This window comes from Parvibaculum sp. (assembly GCF_046297875.1).
Classification (GTDB): Bacteria; Pseudomonadota; Alphaproteobacteria; order Parvibaculales; family Parvibaculaceae; genus Parvibaculum.
In genome coordinates, this window is the sequence record NZ_JBKBHD010000001.1 from 1,488,406 (window position 1) to 1,507,399 (window position 18,994).

15 protein-coding genes are annotated in these 18,994 nt (G+C 57.9%); 14 read left to right on the forward strand and 1 reads right to left on the reverse strand.

What is annotated here, in order from left to right; translation table 11 throughout:
• Positions 1 to 147 precede the first annotated feature (147 nt).
• Both ACK4FH_RS07330 and ACK4FH_RS07335 read left to right on the forward strand, forming a co-directional pair.
• Positions 148 to 2,418, forward strand: coding sequence for a GumC family protein (locus tag ACK4FH_RS07330; protein ID WP_409812257.1), 2,271 nt, complete (start codon positions 148 to 150; stop codon positions 2,416 to 2,418).
• 61 nt (positions 2,419 to 2,479) lie between these two features.
• The gene (locus tag ACK4FH_RS07335; RefSeq protein WP_409812259.1) at positions 2,480 to 3,181 is read left to right on the forward strand and encodes a hypothetical protein; all 702 of its coding nucleotides are present in this window, start codon (positions 2,480 to 2,482) and stop codon (positions 3,179 to 3,181) included.
• On the opposite strand, the gene ACK4FH_RS07340 is transcribed toward ACK4FH_RS07335, so the two are convergent.
• Positions 3,149 to 4,597 (reverse strand): O-antigen ligase family protein, encoded by a 1,449-nt coding sequence (locus ACK4FH_RS07340; RefSeq protein ID WP_409812261.1) that lies wholly within the window; start codon positions 4,595 to 4,597, stop codon positions 3,149 to 3,151. The two genes, ACK4FH_RS07335 and ACK4FH_RS07340, sit on opposite strands and share 33 nt — an antisense overlap.
• A gap of 494 nt (positions 4,598 to 5,091) precedes the next feature.
• Here ACK4FH_RS07340 and ACK4FH_RS07345 point away from each other — a divergent pair, with 494 nt between their 5' ends.
• From ACK4FH_RS07345 to ACK4FH_RS07400, 12 genes are all read left to right on the forward strand, one after another.
• Positions 5,092 to 6,417 carry a flippase gene (locus ACK4FH_RS07345; RefSeq protein ID WP_409812263.1) on the forward strand — a complete coding sequence of 442 codons (1,326 nt, stop codon included), beginning with the start codon at positions 5,092 to 5,094 and terminating at the stop codon, positions 6,415 to 6,417.
• A 165-nt stretch (positions 6,418 to 6,582) separates the two neighbouring features.
• Positions 6,583 to 7,437, forward strand: coding sequence for an FkbM family methyltransferase (locus ACK4FH_RS07350; RefSeq protein ID WP_409812265.1), 855 nt, complete (start codon positions 6,583 to 6,585; stop codon positions 7,435 to 7,437).
• A gap of 63 nt (positions 7,438 to 7,500) precedes the next feature.
• Positions 7,501 to 8,382 carry a sulfotransferase domain-containing protein gene (locus tag ACK4FH_RS07355; protein ID WP_409812267.1) on the forward strand — a complete coding sequence of 294 codons (882 nt, stop codon included), beginning with the start codon at positions 7,501 to 7,503 and terminating at the stop codon, positions 8,380 to 8,382.
• The gene (locus ACK4FH_RS07360) at positions 8,369 to 9,622 is read left to right on the forward strand and encodes a hypothetical protein (protein WP_409812269.1); all 1,254 of its coding nucleotides are present in this window, start codon (positions 8,369 to 8,371) and stop codon (positions 9,620 to 9,622) included. The genes ACK4FH_RS07355 and ACK4FH_RS07360 overlap by 14 nt, the downstream gene beginning before the upstream one ends.
• 55 nt (positions 9,623 to 9,677) lie before the next feature.
• A complete protein-coding gene (locus ACK4FH_RS07365; protein WP_409812271.1) occupies positions 9,678 to 10,547 on the forward strand; it encodes a sulfotransferase family protein in 870 nt (289 codons plus the stop codon).
• Positions 10,544 to 11,731, forward strand: a complete 1,188-nt coding sequence (locus ACK4FH_RS07370) for a glycosyltransferase (protein ID WP_409812273.1) — start codon at positions 10,544 to 10,546, stop codon at positions 11,729 to 11,731. Before ACK4FH_RS07365 ends, ACK4FH_RS07370 begins: the two co-directional genes overlap by 4 nt.
• Positions 11,732 to 11,804: 73 nt before the next feature.
• Positions 11,805 to 12,770, forward strand: coding sequence for a sulfotransferase family protein (locus ACK4FH_RS07375; protein ID WP_409812275.1), 966 nt, complete (start codon positions 11,805 to 11,807; stop codon positions 12,768 to 12,770).
• Between the two features lie 67 nt (positions 12,771 to 12,837).
• A complete protein-coding gene (locus tag ACK4FH_RS07380) occupies positions 12,838 to 13,800 on the forward strand; it encodes a D-2-hydroxyacid dehydrogenase (protein ID WP_409812277.1) in 963 nt (320 codons plus the stop codon).
• Positions 13,800 to 14,981 carry a glycosyltransferase family 4 protein gene (locus ACK4FH_RS07385; protein WP_409812279.1) on the forward strand — a complete coding sequence of 394 codons (1,182 nt, stop codon included), beginning with the start codon at positions 13,800 to 13,802 and terminating at the stop codon, positions 14,979 to 14,981. The genes ACK4FH_RS07380 and ACK4FH_RS07385 overlap by 1 nt, the downstream gene beginning before the upstream one ends.
• Before the next feature lie 146 nt (positions 14,982 to 15,127).
• Positions 15,128 to 15,772: a sugar transferase gene (locus ACK4FH_RS07390; protein ID WP_409812281.1), complete on the forward strand. Its 645-nt coding sequence runs from the start codon at positions 15,128 to 15,130 to the stop codon at positions 15,770 to 15,772.
• A 10-nt stretch (positions 15,773 to 15,782) separates the two neighbouring features.
• A complete protein-coding gene (locus ACK4FH_RS07395; protein ID WP_409812283.1) occupies positions 15,783 to 16,610 on the forward strand; it encodes an aldolase/citrate lyase family protein in 828 nt (275 codons plus the stop codon).
• A gap of 383 nt (positions 16,611 to 16,993) precedes the next feature.
• On the forward strand, positions 16,994 to 18,958 hold the full coding sequence (locus ACK4FH_RS07400; RefSeq protein WP_409812285.1) for a polysaccharide biosynthesis protein: 1,965 nt from the start codon (positions 16,994 to 16,996) through the stop codon (positions 18,956 to 18,958).
• Positions 18,959 to 18,994: the final 36 nt, after the last annotated feature.

Genomic DNA, 18,994 nt, shown 5'->3' on the forward strand with positions numbered 1-18,994 from the left:
CGGTTTCTCGGCTCTCCGTTAACCCGGCAGGATTTTGGTTGAGCTAGATTTAGGGCTGGAAGGTTCGGGCTGTCTTGGTGCCGTGGCTTCCAGATGAATTGAATAGGCTTGGCGGGCAGCAGGTTTCGGGCTTTAAGGAATGTGACGATGAATGCACCGGTGCAGGGCGGCGCTTCCCGTGGCGGGATGCCCTCTTACGAGAGTCGCGCTACGGACGAGGAACAAGGATTTATCGAGTTCGATCTCAAGGCGCTCTTCCTGACCTTGCGCAAGCGGATGGGTGTGATCCTCGGTGTGACCTTCGGGTTGACCGCACTGGTCATGGTGGCCGTTCTTCAGCAAACCCCGCTTTACACCGCCACGGCCCAGGTGTTGCTTGACCGGCAGAAGATGCAGGTGACCGACATGGAAGCCGTCATGTCGGGCCTGCCTTCCGACTCGGCGACGGTGGACAGCGAAGTCGAGATTCTCCGGTCCCGGGCGCTTGCCGAGCGAGTGATCGACAGGCTCAACCTTTTGGAAGATCCAGAATTCAACCGCGCGCTGAGGGAACCCTCCATGCTGCGCTGGCTCGATCCGCGCGTCTGGCTTGGAGAACTGCTCGCGATTGTTTCGGCAGCGCCCGCGCCGGTGAACGACGAAATGCGGGCAAGGGCAGAGCGGGACGCGGTGGTGAACAGCCTGCTCGCCAATCTCACCATCAGCCGTCAAAGGTTGACCTATGTCATCAATATCGACGTGATTTCGGAGCGCCCCGCAAAAGCCGCACGGATTGCGAACGCATACTCCGACACCTACATTCTCGACCAGCTGGAAGCGAAGTTCGATGCGACCCGCCAGGCCAATGAGTGGCTGTCGCGGCGCCTTGGCGAGCTTCGTCAGCAGGTTCAGGATTCCGAGCGGGCCGTGGAAATTTACCGGGCGGAACAAGGGCTGGAATCGAGTTCCGGCGTTACCGTTTCCGAACAGCAAATGTCGGAGCTCAATGCACAACTCATTCTGGCCAGGACCGCGCTTGCGGAGGCCCGTGCCAAATATGATCGCGCCCGCCAGATACGCACTTCAGGCGGCTCGATCGAGAGCATGGCGGATGTGGTCCAGTCGGGCACGATTTCCCAGCTGCGCCAGAAGCAGGCTGAGCTTGCCCGTGAGCTTGCGAATCTCTCCTCGCGTTATGGCCCGCGCCACCCCGAAGTCGTGAACGCCGAAGCGCAGCGCCGCGACATCGAGAGCCAGATCGGGTCGGAGATCACCCGCATCATCGGCAGCCTGCAAAACAATGTCTCTGTTGCCGAAACCCGTGTTGCCTCGCTCGAGCAGAGCCTTCGCGAAATTCGCGGTGAGACTGGCGAGAGCGGGCAGGCCATGGTCCAGCTGCGCGAGCTTGAGCGCGAGGCGGCGGCGAACCGCGCCGTCTATGAGAGCTTCCTCAATCGCTTCAAGGAAACGTCGCAACAGCAGGACTTGCAAGTGCCGGACAGCCGGGTCATTTCACTGGCAACAACGCCGATATCCCCCTCGCATCCGCGAAAGGGTCTCTCGTTTGCGCTTGCGCTGGTTCTGTCGGCAATTCTGGGCGTCGGACTCGCTTTCCTGCTCGAGCATCTCGACAATGGTCTGGCGACTGCCCGCGATGTGGAAGAGGCGCTTGCCCTTCCTCATCTTGTATCGATCCCGCTCGTGCCTGCCGAAAAGGGGCCAGGCGGCAAGCCGCTCAAACCCCATGACTATCTGGTCCAGAAACCACTCTCGGCATTCTCGGAATCTCTCCGCAGTCTCAGAAGCGCGCTGCAGCTCTCCAATGTCGACAATCCGCCAAAGGTGATCCTCTTCACCTCCGCGCTGCCGAGCGAGGGAAAGACGACGACCTCGGTTTCGTTTGCACGAGCCGCCGCCGCATCGGGGCTCAGGGTTGTACTCGTCGATTGCGACCTGCGTCACCCCTCGGTCCACAAGACGTTCGGGCTTGCGACGCCGACCGCCGGTCTGGTCGAATTGCTGGCCGAGCGCCTAGATCCGGAAACGGTCATGATCGAGGATGAAAAGACATCGCTCAGGATTCTTCCCATCGCGACCGGTACCGCCAACCCGCCGGATCTGATGGCATCCTCGCAGATGCAACTTCTGATCGAGCGGCTGCGCGGCGAATATGACCTTGTCGTGCTCGATAGCGCACCGGTGCTGCCGGTCTCCGACAGCCGCGTCCTGTCGCGGATCGTCGACGAGACGGTGTTCGTGGTGCGCTGGAACGATACGCCGAAGGATGCCGCTCAGGCCGCCATTCGCGAACTTCGCCTCTATCAGAGCAATATCGCCGGAGCGATCCTGGTCGCCGTCGATGCCGCGAAGCAGGCGAAATACGGCTATGGCGACGGCGGCTACTACTACGGCAAGTACAGCCGGTACTATGTCAACTAGCGCACAGCTCGGATCGCGGGGGGTCTCCCGTGCCGTAGCCCTGCTGATGCTTGTGTTGGGATTGGCGCTTGTGCTGATGGGCGCGCCGCGTGTCATTGCGCATGCCTACGTCCTGACATTTGACGATGTGCGCGCCGCTCTGGTTTCCGGTGCACCGGTGCCGGAGGGGAGGCTTGACAGTGCGCAGGTGGCCTATGGACATGCCATTGAATGGCGGTCCGATGACCCCAGCTTTCGACGTGATCGCGCGCTTGTTGTGCGGCGGATGCTCCGGCTTGCCGATGTAAATGCTGGCGAGACCAGCGCAAGCGCCGAGCCACGTTGCAATCCGGCCTGTTTGAAGCGCGCAGCGCGAGACGATTTGCGCGTTCACGCCGGGCTCGCGCCTGCCGATGGTTTTGGCTGGGCGCTTTATGCTGATGCGGGACTCGAAATTGACGGCGACATGTCATCGGCGCTGCCGGCGCTGCGCCTTGCGCGGCTGACGGCGCCGCGGCGGGCCTCGGCGTTGCTGATGCAGTTTCGCATCACGATGCAGCGTTGGGACCGGGTGCCTGAAGAGATGAGAGATCACAGCTTGCGGTATGTTGGAGCATTCTGGCTGAACAACGACCTCCGGCCGTTTCTCATCGATGTTTACCTTCACTCAGGATACGCTGCGCGGGCGGCCTTCAGGGAGGTGATGGCGCTGAACCCGCGCCACCTGGAGCAATTTGACCACATGATGCTCTCAGGCGAGCCCGTCCCCCGCCGCCTTCGTTGACCCGGACGCTGCTCGTGCCTTCGGGCGTCGCACATGGCCGGGATTGGCCTGGGCAACGGCTAGCCCCATGATGAACGCATAGAGAAGTGCGACGGCAGGTATCTGCAGGCTGAAATCGACCAGTGCATGAAGTCCGACCAGAAGTGTCGCTGCAACACCGAGTGCCGGAAAGGCGCGGCCGCGGCGGCGTGTGCGGAACCCCAGAAAGCAGATGATGGCGAGCCATAGAATGGCGCCGTGAAGTGCCAGGGCGGCCGGCAGGCCGAGCTCTACCGCGCTTTCGAGGTAGGTGTTGTGCGTTTTCTGCCAGATGTCGAATATCGCGCCAACACCCGCGCGATAGGTTTCGATTGCCGTCTCGTAGGTGCCATAGCCGGTACCTGTGAGTGGCACGGAGCGGATCGCTTCCAGCGTTGTCACGAATATTTCATGCCGAAGTGTATCTTCGGAAAACCAGAACCCGGAGTTGTCGATCCGGTGCGCAAACCGGTCCCCGCCGGCAATGAAACCTGCACCTGCTATGGAAAGCGCGATCAATGCGAAGATTCCGCTCCGGCCCTTGCCTCGCCCGGAGCCGGTTTGAAAGGCCAACAGAGCGAACATCGCGATGAGCGATGAAACGATGCCAGCGCGGGAGGCTGTCAGGAACAACGCGACAATGAGAGCAAGCGTTGCCGCGCTCGTCCATCGGGCCTCCGAGAGCAATGTCTCGACGACAAGTGCTGCTTTCTGCCGGAAACGCCTCGACGTCGAAAGTATGTGCCGTACCCGGTCCAGAAGAATTGAGAAGCTGCACAACAGGCAGAGGCCTGCGAATGTTGCAAAACTGTTGCGATTGACGAATGTAGCGACCACCGATTGCGGATGGCTGGAGATGTATTGGCCGGGAGCCCAACCGGTGCCGATAAAGAAATTCGCGATGCCATATACCGCATAGACGGCGCCGATTGCCGCTATCGCGCGTCGCGCCCGAGCGGCATATTCCTGGTCGGCAGTCGCGGCCATTGCGAGCAAGAACACCGCCACATAGGTGAGCAGATTCATCGAGGCAGCCCCCGTTGCGGCAGGGTCGATGCTGATGCGAGGGGTAAGCTCTTCGCCAAGCGCGGCGGATGCTTCGGCCCAGATCGGATGAGCGAGCATCGCTATGGGCATTGGCGCCATCTGAATGAGGGTCCAGACGATCACCGCTGCGAGCAGGGTAAAAGGACCTGCAAGGCCCGTCATTCGTATCATCCCGCCCCTGCCGTCCTGAAGCATGGCGCCGGCCTGAACGACGAGCAGAAGACCGGCGGCGCAGGCCAGAAGTGCGGCCGGCATCGGCCTGTTGCTGCCGAGCGGCAGGGGGGCGAGCGCGAGGAGCAGGATCAGGCCGCCAAAAGAGAGCCTTGCCAAAAACGGAGCCGGGGAATTCATGCGATGCGCCGCTTCTTGCAGGTTCTGGCCTCCGTTCCATTCACGGTATCAAGTGTTGATCGGAAAGAATGGTTGCTCTTCATGTTAAGCATATATCTCTTCATTCCGCATCGGAAGCGGCCATGCGGCAATATGCGCTTGCTCCTCTCGCGGCTGGCTGCTTAATCTGCTTCGTGTTGCAGCGCAGCGACGACCGGCGCGTGGGGGCAAGACGCGGCCATGCCGAATTTCATGGGTGCGCCAGTCGAGGCATGCGGAAAATTGTGCAACCTGAAATTTGCCGGGGCTCATGTCCTGGGTGGAAGTGCGCTGCGAGGGGGCGGGGTGACATGCCTCTCTGCGTATCGGTCGATCGGAACAAGGCGCGGCCTGTGAATGGCGACGCGCGGTAAGACATATCGCAATTCGGATTGTCACATGAGAGAGCCTCGCCAAATGCTTCGAGCTGGCACGCCGGTCATTATCTCTCGCCCCGGAAATTGCGAGCCCGGATCATGGTGAAGCGTGATCGCCTGCTTGCCTTGATACGGCACAAGATGTTCAAGGGCGGCGTCGGAAGCCTCGCCATCAAGTTGGCGCATACGCTTCTCGTATTCGCTGTTGCAGTAACGCTTGCGCGGCTCATGGGGCCGGACGGCTATGGAATCTACGCCTTTGCCTTGGCAATCGTGACGCTGGCTGCCCTTCCGGCTCAGGCAGGCTTGCCGCAGTTGATCGTTCGCGAGACGGCCCGTGCGCATGCCGAAGAGGATTGGGCGAGAATGCGCGGACTTTGGCAGTGGGCTAACAGGCTCGTCATGGTTCTGTCGGTACTCCTCGCCGCCGCCGTCGGGGTGGCGATCTCGATCCAAGAACCGACTGACAGGACCTCCGTTCTTGCCATCGCCACATTGCTTGTGCCGGTGCTGGCACTCGCCCACATCCGGGCGGCAAGCCTGCGTGGTCTGCGTCATGTGATCTATGGGCAATTGCCGGAAAGTGTGATCCGTCCTCTGACTTTGCTGATACTTGTCGGGATTGCCTGGCTGATACTGCCTCTTGAGGCATTGTCAGACCCGGTTTTGATCATGACACTTTATGTATCGGCCGCCTCGGTGGCCTTTGTCGCGGGGGCTGCCATGCTCTTGCAGCTTCGTCCTCCTCAAATGAAGTTCACGCCCCCTCGAACCGATATGTGGCGTGTCTGGCTGCGCTCGGTTATTCCATTGTCGTTGATTGCCGGATTTCAAATCATCAACAATCAGGCCGATATTGTAATGCTCGGCGTGTTGCGAAGCGACGAAGAGGTTGGGATATACCGAGCCTCCTTCCAGATATCGCTTCTGGTAATCTTCGGCTTGCAAGCGATCAATCAACTCGTGCAACCATGGTTTGCCCGCCTCTATCAAATAGGCGACATGGTCAAGCTGCAAAGGCTCGTTACGGCAAGTGCGCGCGTGATTGTCATTCTTGCCACGCTGCCGTTTCTTGCGATCCTCGGCTTTGGCGATCTCCTGCTCAAGCTTGTCTTTGGTGATCCGTTTCGTTCGGGGGCTCTGGCGCTTGCGATACTTGCAGGTGGTCAGGCATTCAATGCGGCAATGGGTTCGGTCGTCCAGCTCCTCAACATGACAGGACACGAAACCGACACGCTCAAAGGTGTTGTGCTTGCGGCTCTCCTCAATCTTTTGCTGAATGTCGCGCTCATCCCGAGATTCGGCATGGAAGGTGCGGCCATCGCCACTTTCTGCTCTCTTGTTGTATGGAACCTGTATCTGCGGCATTGCGTAAGCCGCCGTCTCCAGATCGAATCTTCCATATTCGGCAGGTGGCGGCGATGAAACGATCGGGGGATCGTCAACATGGTGCGGCAAATGCCACAATTCGTGCCGAGTGTTTGTCGGGCGAAAGCGGTTCCGAATGCTCGATCCAGCATTTGTCGCCGGGGCCAAAGAATATTGCCCGTCAATCGCTGACCGGCGCGCGCGAATTGAAAGGAACAGCTGATGGGCACATCTGAAGCAAGGCAATCTGCGCGCAAGGGGTACGCATGGGCATATTTGCTCCGTGACAGGATCATCGCGTTGTTGCCGGACGCATTTTACTTCCCGACCATGCGACTGGCATATGGGCTGATGGATGCCAGGCGTCGCACTGGATTGGTGGTCGTTCGGCACGCCCCCGGCTTGTATGAGGGGAGGTTGAACGGCGGAAAACTGTTTTTCTGCGAGCGGACCCGTGTGGCGAGGTATCTTTGGAAAGACGGAATTTCGCGTGGCATCGCGAAGATTCTGTCAAAGTATCAGCATAGTGATGTAGCTGTTCGGCCTGGCGATATCGTTGTCGACATTGGTGCCAATATTGGCGAGTTCACCCTTGCCGCAAGCAGAGCGGGCGCGAAGATTTATGCGTTTGAACCGGATCCGGCCCCATACCTTTGCCTCAAGCACAATGTGGAAGGGCTTGAAGGTGTAAGAACATTCGATGTGGCGCTCTCCAATCGATCCGGTTCGCTCACCTTTTTCAAGGCGTCGTCAACTGCAGACTCGTCATTTGTCAGGCCTGAAGTAAATGCCGAGGAAATCGTCGTCATGGCAAGGACACTCGACTCGGTGATTGAGGAACTGGGATTGTCCCGCATCGACTTTCTCAAGCTGGAGGCTGAAGGGTGGGAGCCTGAGGTTCTTGAAGGCGCGTCCGCGGCGCTTGCCATCACCCGAAAGATCGCCGTTGACGGGGGGCCGGAACGCGAAGGCCAATGCACTCACCCCGTCGTCGCGGAAAAATTGCGGGAAAGCGGATTTGTGGTTCAAGTTGTCGATGATGTTGTTTTCGGTGAGCGCCCCAATGGCATTTTCTAACATATGGCTCTGGCCGAAACCCGGCCATTTCCACTCCGGTCACGTTAGTTCACAGGTGTGGTGATGAAGCGGCCCAATTTCTTCATTCTCGGCGCACCGAAATGCGGAACGACCGCCTTGGCGCATTGGCTGGCTCACCATCCGAAGGTGTTCATGCCGCGCATCAAGGAGCCCCATTTCTTCAATACCGATATGAAGAACCGAAGTGTGCCGATTTCGAGCGACTACGAGCGGCTGTTCGACGGCGCGGGCCCGCAGCACATTGCGATAGGTGAGGCATCAACCTGGTATCTTGTATCGCAGAAGGCTGTGCCGGGTATCCTGGATTGGAATGCGAACGCACGGTTTATTGTGATGACCCGCGACCCGATAGAGATGGCGCGCTCTCTTCATCATCACAATCTGCGTGTGCTGAATGAAGATGAACCGGATTTCCCGCGGGCCTGGGAGCTCCAGTTTGAAAGATGCCAAGGCAAAGCAATTCCAGCGAGTTGCGTTGAGCCGGCGGTGTTGCAATACCGGCAGGCATGCTCGCTCGGAGAGCAACTCACCCGTCTGCTGTTGCTGGCCGATCCCGCCAAAGTTCTTCATCTGACGCTTGAGGGCATGCAAGAGGACCCTCGAGCTGGATATCTGAAAGCACTGGATTTTCTCGGGCTTGAGGATGATGGCCGAACGGACTTTTCCGTGCTGAATCAAGCTCGCGGGCATCGAAGCCGTATTCTTCAGCGCCTCATCCGCATTGCCGGGCGTTGGCGCAGCAAAATGGGGCTGCGCAAGGGCTTCGGTTTGGCCAGACTCAATGAAACAGCGCGACCCAAAGCGCCGCTTGCGGAAGACGTCCGTATACGCCTGCTTGGAGAGTTCGAAGCCGATAGAATTCTTTTTCAGAAGGCGTTGACGGTATTGACCGCAGCGGCGGAGGCACGCAATGCAGCACAGTGACTCTGCTTCCCGCGCAACGTCAGAACCTGCCGTGCCGGAGCGCCGCCAAAAGAGAGATATATTTTTCGCAGCCTGTCTCGTCATATATGCCGCGACTGGCTCCATATATGTCTTTGACAGTGGCCTGCCTCAGCCAGCGGATTTCGTTCTTGCTCTTGGCACATTGGTGATGTTGACGGCGGCCAGGATTCCGAAGCAGTTCGCCGATATAATAGGCCTATTTGCGGCGCTTGCCATATACTGCGTTTTCATCTCGGGTGTCTGGACACTACTGATCGCCGATCCTGACATGTTGCGGCCTGCGATGTACTACGTCTACAACATCGCGGCATTCGTCGCGATCTTGATGCTTTATACGCGGTGCCCCAATTTCTTTTTCCGTACCGTGCGGTTGATGCTTCTTTTCGCGCTTGGTTCAATCCTTGTTCAATATCTGTTGTTCTATGACGCTTCCAGAATTCGTCAGATGCTCGGCTTCAACAATCCAAATCAGCCGGCATATTTTTCACTGTGTCTCCTCAGCATTGCGTTGCTTCTCCTGTATGCGGGGAAGATATCCCGATTGCAGTTTCTGGCATGCTACTTTTTCTTCTCGTGGATTGTGCTGATCAGCTTGTCGATGACTGCGCTTGCCGCACTTCTTCTCGCGAGCTTTCTCGCTTTCCTTCTTTTGTGGAAGGGGAGCGTGAAGGAGGTTCTCGTCGCCGTTACATTGGCTGCGGTCGGGTTGGCTGCGGCGAGCAGTTATGTCGTTCGAAACGATCGCTTTCTGGAGTCATTTGAAACGCGCATGACCATGGATCGCGCGCAAGGCAAGATCGATGACGTCGGTGTGCGGCGAGGCTATTCCCGTATCATCGAATTGCCGCATCTTGCAATTTTTGGTGCAGGGGAATCGGGGCGCCATCGCTTCGATATCAAGCACCGGCAGGAAATACACTCGTCCATTGGCACAATCCTCTTCTCCTATGGATTGTTCGGGCTTTTCGTCTACCTGTATTTCCATGTCTATGTTTTACGGAAAGGTGGGCTTTTCCCCTTTCTGATATTGATGGTGCCGTTCACCTATTCTCTGACGCACCAGGGTTTGCGGACAACTATGTTCTGGATTTTCATAGCGGCAGCGCTTGCAGTCATTTCCGCGCTCAAATCAGGTTCGCGCGGCAACAGGGTTCGATGGAAACTCAAGCGTAACGGAGCGGCAGGACAGCGTTGGTCGGGACCGGCAACGGCTGATTGATCGACTATAGCGCGTTGCGAAGTCCGAGGTTCCACCGAAAACGAGATGTGACGACATGAAGCGGCTTTTCATCATCGGCGCCCCAAAGTGTGGCACGACGTCACTGTCAAACTGGCTGGCTGGGCATCCGGCCATTCATTTCAGTGCAATCAAGGAGCCTCACTTCTATGCGACGGATTTGCGCAACAGGCCGGTAGCAGACCCCGTTCGCTATGCACGGCTTTTCGAGTCGGCCACGGATGAGGTGCAGTTCCATGCCGAGGGATCGACATGGTATCTTAGATCCGACAGGGCAATACCAGCGATCATCGACCAATATCCCGATGCCCGGTTCATCGTGTTGACGCGCGATCCGGTGACGATGGCCGTCGCACTGTTCTTCCACAATCGTAACAAGCTTTATGAAAGCCGAACCGACCTCCTTGATGCATGGTGTCAGTCGTCCGATGCTTCCGGCATGGGAACCGGTTCGGATGCCGAACCGGTCTTCACCGACTACAGGCGGGCATGCTCGCTCGGTTCGCTGCTTGATCGATTGTATGGCTGGGTGAAACCAGAGAATGTTCTCCACATCCGGCTCGAAGATATGAGCGCCGATCCGGCAGCGGAGTATGCACGTTGTTTGCGGTTTCTCGGTCTTTCTCCAGATCACCGCACTGACTTCGCCGCATACAATTCAGGATGGATGCATCGCTCCGCCGGCATGCAGCGGTTTTTCAAGAAATCCGCCGCCCTGGCGCGAAAGATGGGACTAACGCAATACGCCGGCCTCAAGAACCTGATTATCAAGGTAGTATTCGGCCGCCGGCTTGATGCAAGACCGGTGTCCGATGAAGCGATCGCTCGAATAACAGAAGATCTCAGGCATGAAACGCGCCGCGTAGACGAGTTGTTCGCACTGCATGGCGGGCGAGGTCGGGCATGAGGGCGGCAGTCATAGTCAGCCGGCGGTTCTTCCAGGACGGTGATATCTGGTACTCGGCGGGTCCGGCGGGGCCCGAGACAGGAGAGCGCTATCTGAAGTATTTCGACGAGGTGGTTCTCGTCGGCCGGGCGGCCGGTGAAGCTCATCGCGGAAAAGTACATACACGGCTCGATCCGCGAATGAGCGTGACACTTGCACCAAACCTTGCATCTCCGCTCGCACAGATTACGAAGACGCTCAAGACGGCCGAGATTTACCGGAAGGTCATCCTGTCGGCTGATGCGGTGATCGTGCGTCTACCCAACCAGAATGGCATGATTGCCACGTCAGTCGCGTATCGTCTGGGGAAGCCGCTCGCCTGCGACATTGGAGGGCGGTCGCTCGACGCGCTCAGCAACCATGGCAAGATCACCGGGCGGATATATGCCCCGTTTTCGGAGTGGCGGGCCCGGCGGGCGGTGCAGCGCGCGGACTACGTCTCTTATGTTACGAAAGAGTACTTGCAAGCCTGCTACCCAGCTAAAGAAGGCGCTGTGACATTCTCGGGATCGAATGTGGAAATCGACACCCCGTCCGAGGCCGTCCTGAAAGCTCGCCTGGAGCGGAGCGCCGGTTCGCGGGGACCGATCGTTTTCGGTACAATCGGCAGCTTGACCGGCCGTTTCAAGGGTATCCATGTCGCGCTGGAATCAATGGCGCTTCTGAAGAAAAGCGGCGTGGACTGGCGGTATCGGATACTCGGCGGTGGTGACCCGGCCAGCCTGCGCAATCAGGCACAGGCGCTTGGCATTGCCGATCAAGTGGATTTCGATGGCACTCTGCCTGCCGGCGAGGCGGTTATGAACTGGCTGGACGAGATTGACGTCTATGTGCATCCGAGCTTGCGCGAGGGTGTGCCTCGCGCCGTGATTGAAGCGATGAGCCGGGGATGCCCGGTTATCGCGACGCGTGTTGGCGGTACACCGGAGCTGCTCGATGCTGCGGATCTGGTGCCTTCCGCGGATCCTGCCGCACTGTTTCATGCCCTGAAAGGGAGCCAGTCAATTGAGTGGCAGCGAGACCGTGCAGTTCGGAACTGGAAAGAAGCGTCCGGTTATTCTGCCGTAACATTGGGTAAAAGGCGCCATGAATTCTGGACAGATTTTGCGCGATTTTCCGCATCGCGTGCAGAAGGTCGCAATTGAGGGAACGTGAATTCCATCGGGAATTGCGGCCCGCTGTCGGGAATCGTTGAGTGAAATTGGGGCCGGAGGGGCGATGAGCGAGACCGAGGCAACACGTCAGAATCTGTTCTTCATCGTCGGCAGCGGCCGTTGCGGCACTACCATGCTGCGCTCCGTTCTTTCCGCCCATCCGGATATCTGCATTCCCACCGAGACCCAGTTCTACAACGTATTCCGCCCCGCAAGCATCATGCGGCACGGCCCGCTTACGCAATCTTCGTTCAGGAAGATTGTCGATCGAATCGACCGGTGGGAGCATGTCCGGGGGGAACAGATCGATTGGAACGAGTTCCAAAGCCTTGTGCGGTCAATGCCGCCCGAGTGGCGAAGTATTCTGACAGCATTCCTCACCGCTTATCGCGCGGGGCAGGGAAAGCGCATTGTCGGCGAGAAGACCCCCGGGCATATCAGGTGCATGAAGCGAATTAGCCGGGATTTCCCGCAGGCGAAGTTCATTCACCTCGTCCGCGACCCTCGTGCGGTTGTGCATTCGCACCTCAATCATCCAAGCTACAGAAAAGTCTATGGAGACAGCGTGGGGTATGCCGCCTGGAAATGGCGGAGTGCCTATGACTGTCACCAAAAGGCAGCGAAGTATCTCGATGCAACGAGATTGTATCTGTTGCGATACGAAGATCTGATCGCTTCACCGGACGAGGCAATTCGCGCGCTATGCGCGTTCCTTGGCGTGGAGTTCCATGCCGGAATGCTGGATGCCCGCGGCACAGACGATCTATACATAAAGAATGCGCAAACGCATCAGATGGCGGTCGCGCCGATCGTCGCTGACCGGATAGACATCTGGCGTGAGGATCTTGATACATCGCGCGTTGCGGCGATAGAGCTCATCGTCAGCAAACGCCGCATGACAGATTTGGGATATACACCCCAGTTCGCTGACGGATCTGGATTGCGGGTGTCCATGAATTCAGCGGGACACATAATTTCCGGTGCCGTTCATGCATTACGCCACGGCTTCTCGAAAGTATTTGCCAGGTGAATCCTATGGACTTGTGCGATAGCGCCATGTGCCAATGCCATATTTCCGGTGCCACGCGGGTGCAGCCATGAATGTCGGGGTGTCATTTCCGGAAGACCGGATGCAATACTGGATGCGCCGGTTGAAGGAGACATTTTCGCCGTTTTCGGGTTCTGTCAGCCTGGTGCCCTGTGCCGATCTGGCTGCGCTTGAGAGCGTCAATCCCGAGATTGTTGTTGGGCAGGAGTCGTCCGACCTGATCCGCTACCTCTCGTCGAGACCGCCCGCGCTGCGATGGGTGCAGTTTTTGAGCGCCGGCCTCGACAAGACTTTGCAGGCTCTGGGTGAAGGCGGTGTTGCCTTCAAGATCACCAACATGCGCGGCATTCATTCCAGTGCGATGGCGGAATACTTTCTTGCTGTGGCGTTGTACTTCGAAAAGAACCTGGACCATTTCGTAGCAGCCCAAGGCGCGCGAGAATGGTCGCGCCTTCCCTTGGCGCAGATGAGAAGAAAGCGGCTCCTTGTTTGTGGTGCAGGCGCAATCGGACAGGGTGTAGCTGCAGCTTTTTGTGCAATGGGTGGGCGCGCGGACGCCGTTGCGCGGACTCCGGAAGCAAGAGAGCCCTTTGGCGAAACTTTCTCTCTGTCGGCGCTTGAGAATATTGCCGGTGAGTACGACTACATATTTTGTGCACTTCCGTTGACCGAGGAAACCCGTCAGGCTTTCAACGCGCGCGTCTTCAGGGCTATGAGAAAGGGCGCGATATTCGTCAATATTGCGCGTGGTGATCTTGTGGATGAACAGGCGTTGATTGAGGTCCTGAAAACGGGACACCTACGGGGAGCGGCGCTCGACGTGTTTACGATTGAGCCGCTACCGGCCGGGTCGCCATTGTGGTCTACGCCGCGCCTGCTGATCACGCCGCATGTTTCAGGATTGTTTGCCGAAGGGCATGACCTTGGTCTGGATCTGGTGTTTCGCAATATGTCTGCATTCATTGAAAAACGGCCGCTTGAGTCGGAAGTCTTTCCGGATCGGGGATACTGATGAACGATGTTCGGTCAAGCCTCTCGGGGAACACGCCTGGTGTTGATTTCCTGTTCATTGCCGCCAATTCCCGGTCCCTGGCGGTGAATCGGAAGCCTGTGATCCAGGCGTTGCAGAAACGCGGCCTGACTGTCGGGGCGCTCGTTCCGGATGAAGAATTTCGGGAAGACCTGCAATCATTGAACGTGACCGTCTGGCCTTATGCACTGGACCGGCATGGAATGGGAATTGTCGCTGAGATCAGGCGATTTATGGAAATTCTGAGTCTCATACGGCGAATACGCCCAAAAGCTGTCCTTGGATATGCGATCAAGCCGGTGGTGCTGGGAATACCGGCAGCGCGGCTGGCGGGGGTCAGAGAGACCTACTGCCTGACGACCGGCATGGGGTATCTCTTCGGTTCGGCTACGACAAGGGTGCGCGTGATCCGCTGGGGAGTGACGCAGCTCTTTGCGATAGCAGGGGCATTGAGCCGCGCTTTCTTCTTTCAGAACCCGGATGATTGCGCTGAATTGCGCCGGAATTTCTTTTTCCGTCGTTTTGTCAAATCGGTGGTGGTGAATGGCTCAGGCGTGGACATAGTCGAGTACCCGTTCTCTTCGGCCCCTGCTGATCCGCCAACTTTCCTGTTCATGGGACGGTTTCTGCGAGAGAAGGGAATTTACGATCTCGTCGAGGCTGCAAAGATCGTTCGTGCCAAAGATCCCTCGGCGCGTATCATCGCCTTGGGAAGCGGTGATGCCACTCTGGTCAATTCGATATCCGACGCCGAACTCGAAGCGTGGCGAGCCGAAGGTGTTGTCGAATTTCCCGGACGTGTTCGGGATGTGAGAAGCTATCTGACAGCCGCCTCCGTGGTGGTGCTTCCATCCTATTACCGGGAAGGCATTCCACGGACGCTCCTTGAGGCGCTTAGCACAGGCCGAGCGATCGTTACGTGTGACTCTGTCGGCTGCCGTGAAACTGTTGAACAGGGGTGCAACGGTTGGCTTGTGCCGCCCCAAAGTCCGGAGGCGTTGGCCGACCGGATGCTATACTTCATAGAGAATCCTGAAGCGATCCTCGATATGGGGCGCCGTAGCCGCGAAATTGCGGAGGCCAGATTTACCGTCGGCCATGTGGCCGGGCAGATGCTGGCGGAAATGGAGATCGCGCAATTGGCGGAGATCGCGAGACAGTGAGACGCTGCAGAACCGCATTGCTGACAAGAGACGACCAACTACGCAACAACAGGAAATGACTGAGCAAACTAACCGCAATTCCTGAGTATTCAGAGTCCGCTCAGCTGATACTCTCAGTTTCGCAACTGGCTATTTGGACCTGCCGTATGATCAAACGAATATTCGACATTGTCGCAAGCGGAGGAGCGCTGGTGGTGTTGTCGCCGCTGCTGCTTCTGCTGACGTTGTGGATCAGGCTGGACAGCCCTGGCAGCGCGCTTTTCCGGCAACGAAGAATCGGAATTGGTCAGAAAGAATTCAGGGTGCTCAAGTTTCGTACGATGTTCGAGAGGGATCCCGACAGCATCGATCAATACAAGGAAGGGGTAATTACCACCAGCGAGGATCCGCGCATAACCCGGTCAGGCCGTTTTCTCCGGAAGACGTCGCTGGATGAACTGCCACAACTCTGGAACATTTTTCGTGGCGACATGTCGATCGTGGGGCCGCGCCCCATCATTCCCGAACAGCTTGAGGCCGTGCCATCCGAATTCATGACGCGATTTGATGTTCGACCCGGCCTCACCGGTCTTGCGCAGGTGCGGGGGCGACGCAGTCTGGCCTGGCTAGATCAACTTGCGGCCGATGCCGAATATGTGCGCGATCAGGGATTTCTCTACGACATCAAGCTCATGCTGTTGACAGTCTATGTTGTGCTTACCGGCAAGGGCATCTATGGCGAGGAGGGCCAGAATTGGCGGGACTATCGCGACGAAATGCGCGCAAAACAAAGGCAGACCGAAAAAGGTTGAACACGGAACTATGCCGAGCCTCAACACGCTTTTGATCACGGTTTCGCCGGATGTCGCCCTCCATGCGGAGTCATGCGGTGTGGATTCCATCTTTGTCGACATGGAGTCGCGCGGAAAGGCGGAGCGGCAGGGTCATCTTGACACTCATCGGGCCGAACACACGCTCGACGATGTTGCGAGGCTGGCGCCGCTGCTCACGCGATCCGAACTTCTGGTTCGCCTCAATCCGATCTGGGAGGGTACTGCCGGCGAAGTGGAAGGTGCGGTAGTGGCTGGCGCAGATCGCCTGATGCTACCCATGTTTCGGACGCCTGACGACGTTGAGGTTTTCAAGAATATTGTCGCGGGTCGCGTTCCTGTCACACTACTTGTTGAAACAGCGGCAGCTCTGTCGCGCCTTCCCTCCATCCTGCCGCTTCTTTCGTCCGGTGACAGGGTCCATTTCGGGCTCAACGACCTAGCGCTCGATATGAAGCTTTCATTTCTTTTCGAGGTTCTCGGTGGCCGGCTTCTGGATGGACCTTCGGCGCTGTGCCGCGAAGCCGGAGTGCCGTTCGGCATTGGCGGTGTTGGCCGCATCGGACACGGAAATCTGCCGGCAGAATGGATCGTTGGGGAGCATGTCCGGCTCGGTTCGGAATGGGTCATCCTGTCTCGTGCCTTTCACAATGGAATCAAGACTTTGCAGGACCTGGAGCGAGACATCGATTTGCGTGCGGAAATCGAGGCGCTGCGGCGGTGTTGCGAAGAATTCTCGAAAGCCACCGCGGCGGAGCTTTCTGCCAATCATCTTCGGCTTGCAAGGAAGGCAGCTGAACTGGGTGGAATGAGCCAGTAATGGGCTCCGTTCCGGATGAGGATCTCTGTTTGCTCAATGGGGCTGCCCGATTGGCGTAAATGGATGACGGCTACAAGAGGAAGGCCTGCTGCCCGGAGGCGGAGTGACGATTTTGAGACACAGGGCCGCGCCAATTGGCATCTGAAGATTGTCATTAAAGTTAACAGCCTGAATGTTGCAGCGAATTTGGCAATCGGAGTGCCGCCGCTGAGATGATGGCAATCTAGGGTGGCCGCCGCGTCCGCTTGACGCGGCGCGAATTTTGTCCGGAAACAGTATATTGTCAGGATACTGAGGAGGGCCTCGGCCACGGTAAATCCGTGAGAGCCAAACTGAGGCTACAGGTTTGGTGTGATGGTGGCGGTCGGATTGGGGAATAGCCGATGTTGAATTTTCGAAAGGCAAGCGACCGTCTGGCAGGTGTCCTGCTTTCGCTGCCGCGAGGGGTCAAGCGGGGCATTGCCGCGTTTGTCGACGCGCTTCTTGCCGTATTCACGGTCTGGGCGGCTCTGGTCCTTCGGCTGGAGAGCTTTGTCACCTTGCAGGGCGCCTATCTCTGGCCAGTTGCCGCGTCCGTATGCATCGCTATACCGCTGTTTGAACGTCTCGGACTTTATCGCGCGGTCTTCCGGTTTTCCGGCTGGCGCGCCATGGGGAATATCACCTCTGCGGTCGCCATCTATGGCGTCATATTTGCGACGATCTTCACTCTCATCAGTGTTCCAGGGGTGCCCCGCACAGTGGGCATCTTCCAGCCCGCTCTGTTTCTCATCGTTGTGATCGCGGCGCGAGCCATCGCGCGCGATATGCTGGGACGCGGTTCCGCCAAGGCATACGGAGCGGAGGAGCAGCGGATATTGATTTACGGGGCAGGCACGGCGGGCCTTGAGCTTGCTGCGGCGCTGGCTTCCAAAGGTACGAGCGAAATTGTCGGTTTCCTCGATGACGATCCCGCACTTCACAAGCATGTCGCGAACGGTCTGACCATCTTTAACCCGGACATGGTCGGATCTCTTATCTCAAGGCTCGACGTCACCGATATCCTCCTTGCAATGCCGTCGATCAGCCGCTCCGAACGGGGCCGGATCATGAAAGGTCTCGAGAAGTACTCTGTCCGCGTCTGCACGATGCCGAGCATCGACGATCTCGCTTCTGGCAGGGTGCAGGTGAGTGATATTCGTGAGCCGGACATTCACGAATTGCTTGGGCGCGATCCGGTTGCGCCCGATCTCGATTTCCTGCACCGCCATATCCGCGACAAGGTTGTCATGGTGACGGGCGCCGGCGGTTCCATCGGCAGCGAGCTTTGCCGGCAGATTCTGGAATGCAGGCCGAAACAGATCCTGCTTTTCGAAATGACCGAATTCGCACTGTTCCAGATCGAGCAGGAATTGCGCGGCATCGAGCGGCAGCGGGGCGGCCAGCCTGTCGAGGTCGTTGCGCTGCTCGGCTCGGTGCAGGACGAGAGGAGAATGCGAACCGTATTCTCCAAATACTCGCCGAATACCGTCTATCACGCGGCGGCGTACAAGCATGTGCCGCTGGTTGAGGCAAATCCGCTTGAGGGTATCAGGAACAATGTCTGGGGCACCTGGGTCTCGGCCTATATGGCGCGGGATCACGGGGTCGAGAATTTCGTTCTTGTGAGCACGGACAAGGCGGTTCGCCCGACGAATATCATGGGTGCGAGCAAGCGGCTTGCAGAACTGGTGCTGCAGGCATTCGACAATGAACAGAGAAGTCTTGGCGCCGATAGCGCGAAAGGCGGCAATCGCCGCGGCACCTGCTTTTCGATGGTCCGCTTCGGCAATGTTCTCGGGTCTTCCGGCTCCGTTGTCCCGCTTTTCCGTCAGCAAATAAGGAATGGCGGGCCGATCACCCTGACGCACCCAGAGGTGACGCGCTTTTTCATGACCATCCCGGAAGCGGCCCAGCTTGTCATTCAGGCAGGCGCGATGGCCCGTGGAGGAGATGTTTTCCTGCTCGATATGGGCGAGCCGGTTCGAGTAGCCGATCTTGCCCGCCGGATGGTTGCCCTTTCAGGTTTGTCGATCAGGGATGAAAGCAACCCCGACGGCGATATCGAAATAGAGGTTGTGGGCCTTCGTCCCGGCGAGAAGCTCTATGAGGAGCTGCTGATTGGCGACAATCCGGAAAAGACAGATCATGTCCGTATCATGAAGGCTCATGAAGCCTGCCTGCCATGGAGCGTTCTCGAGCCGAAGCTGCGGTTCCTCATGGCATCGATGGAAAAAGGCGACATCGCCGGCATCAGAAAGATGCTCGCAGAGCTTGTCTCCGGCTATAATCCCGAAAGGGCGGTCGAGCCTGAGCGGAAGCTCGCTTGACTCACAGGCTCCACTGCGACCGATCTCACAGGAATC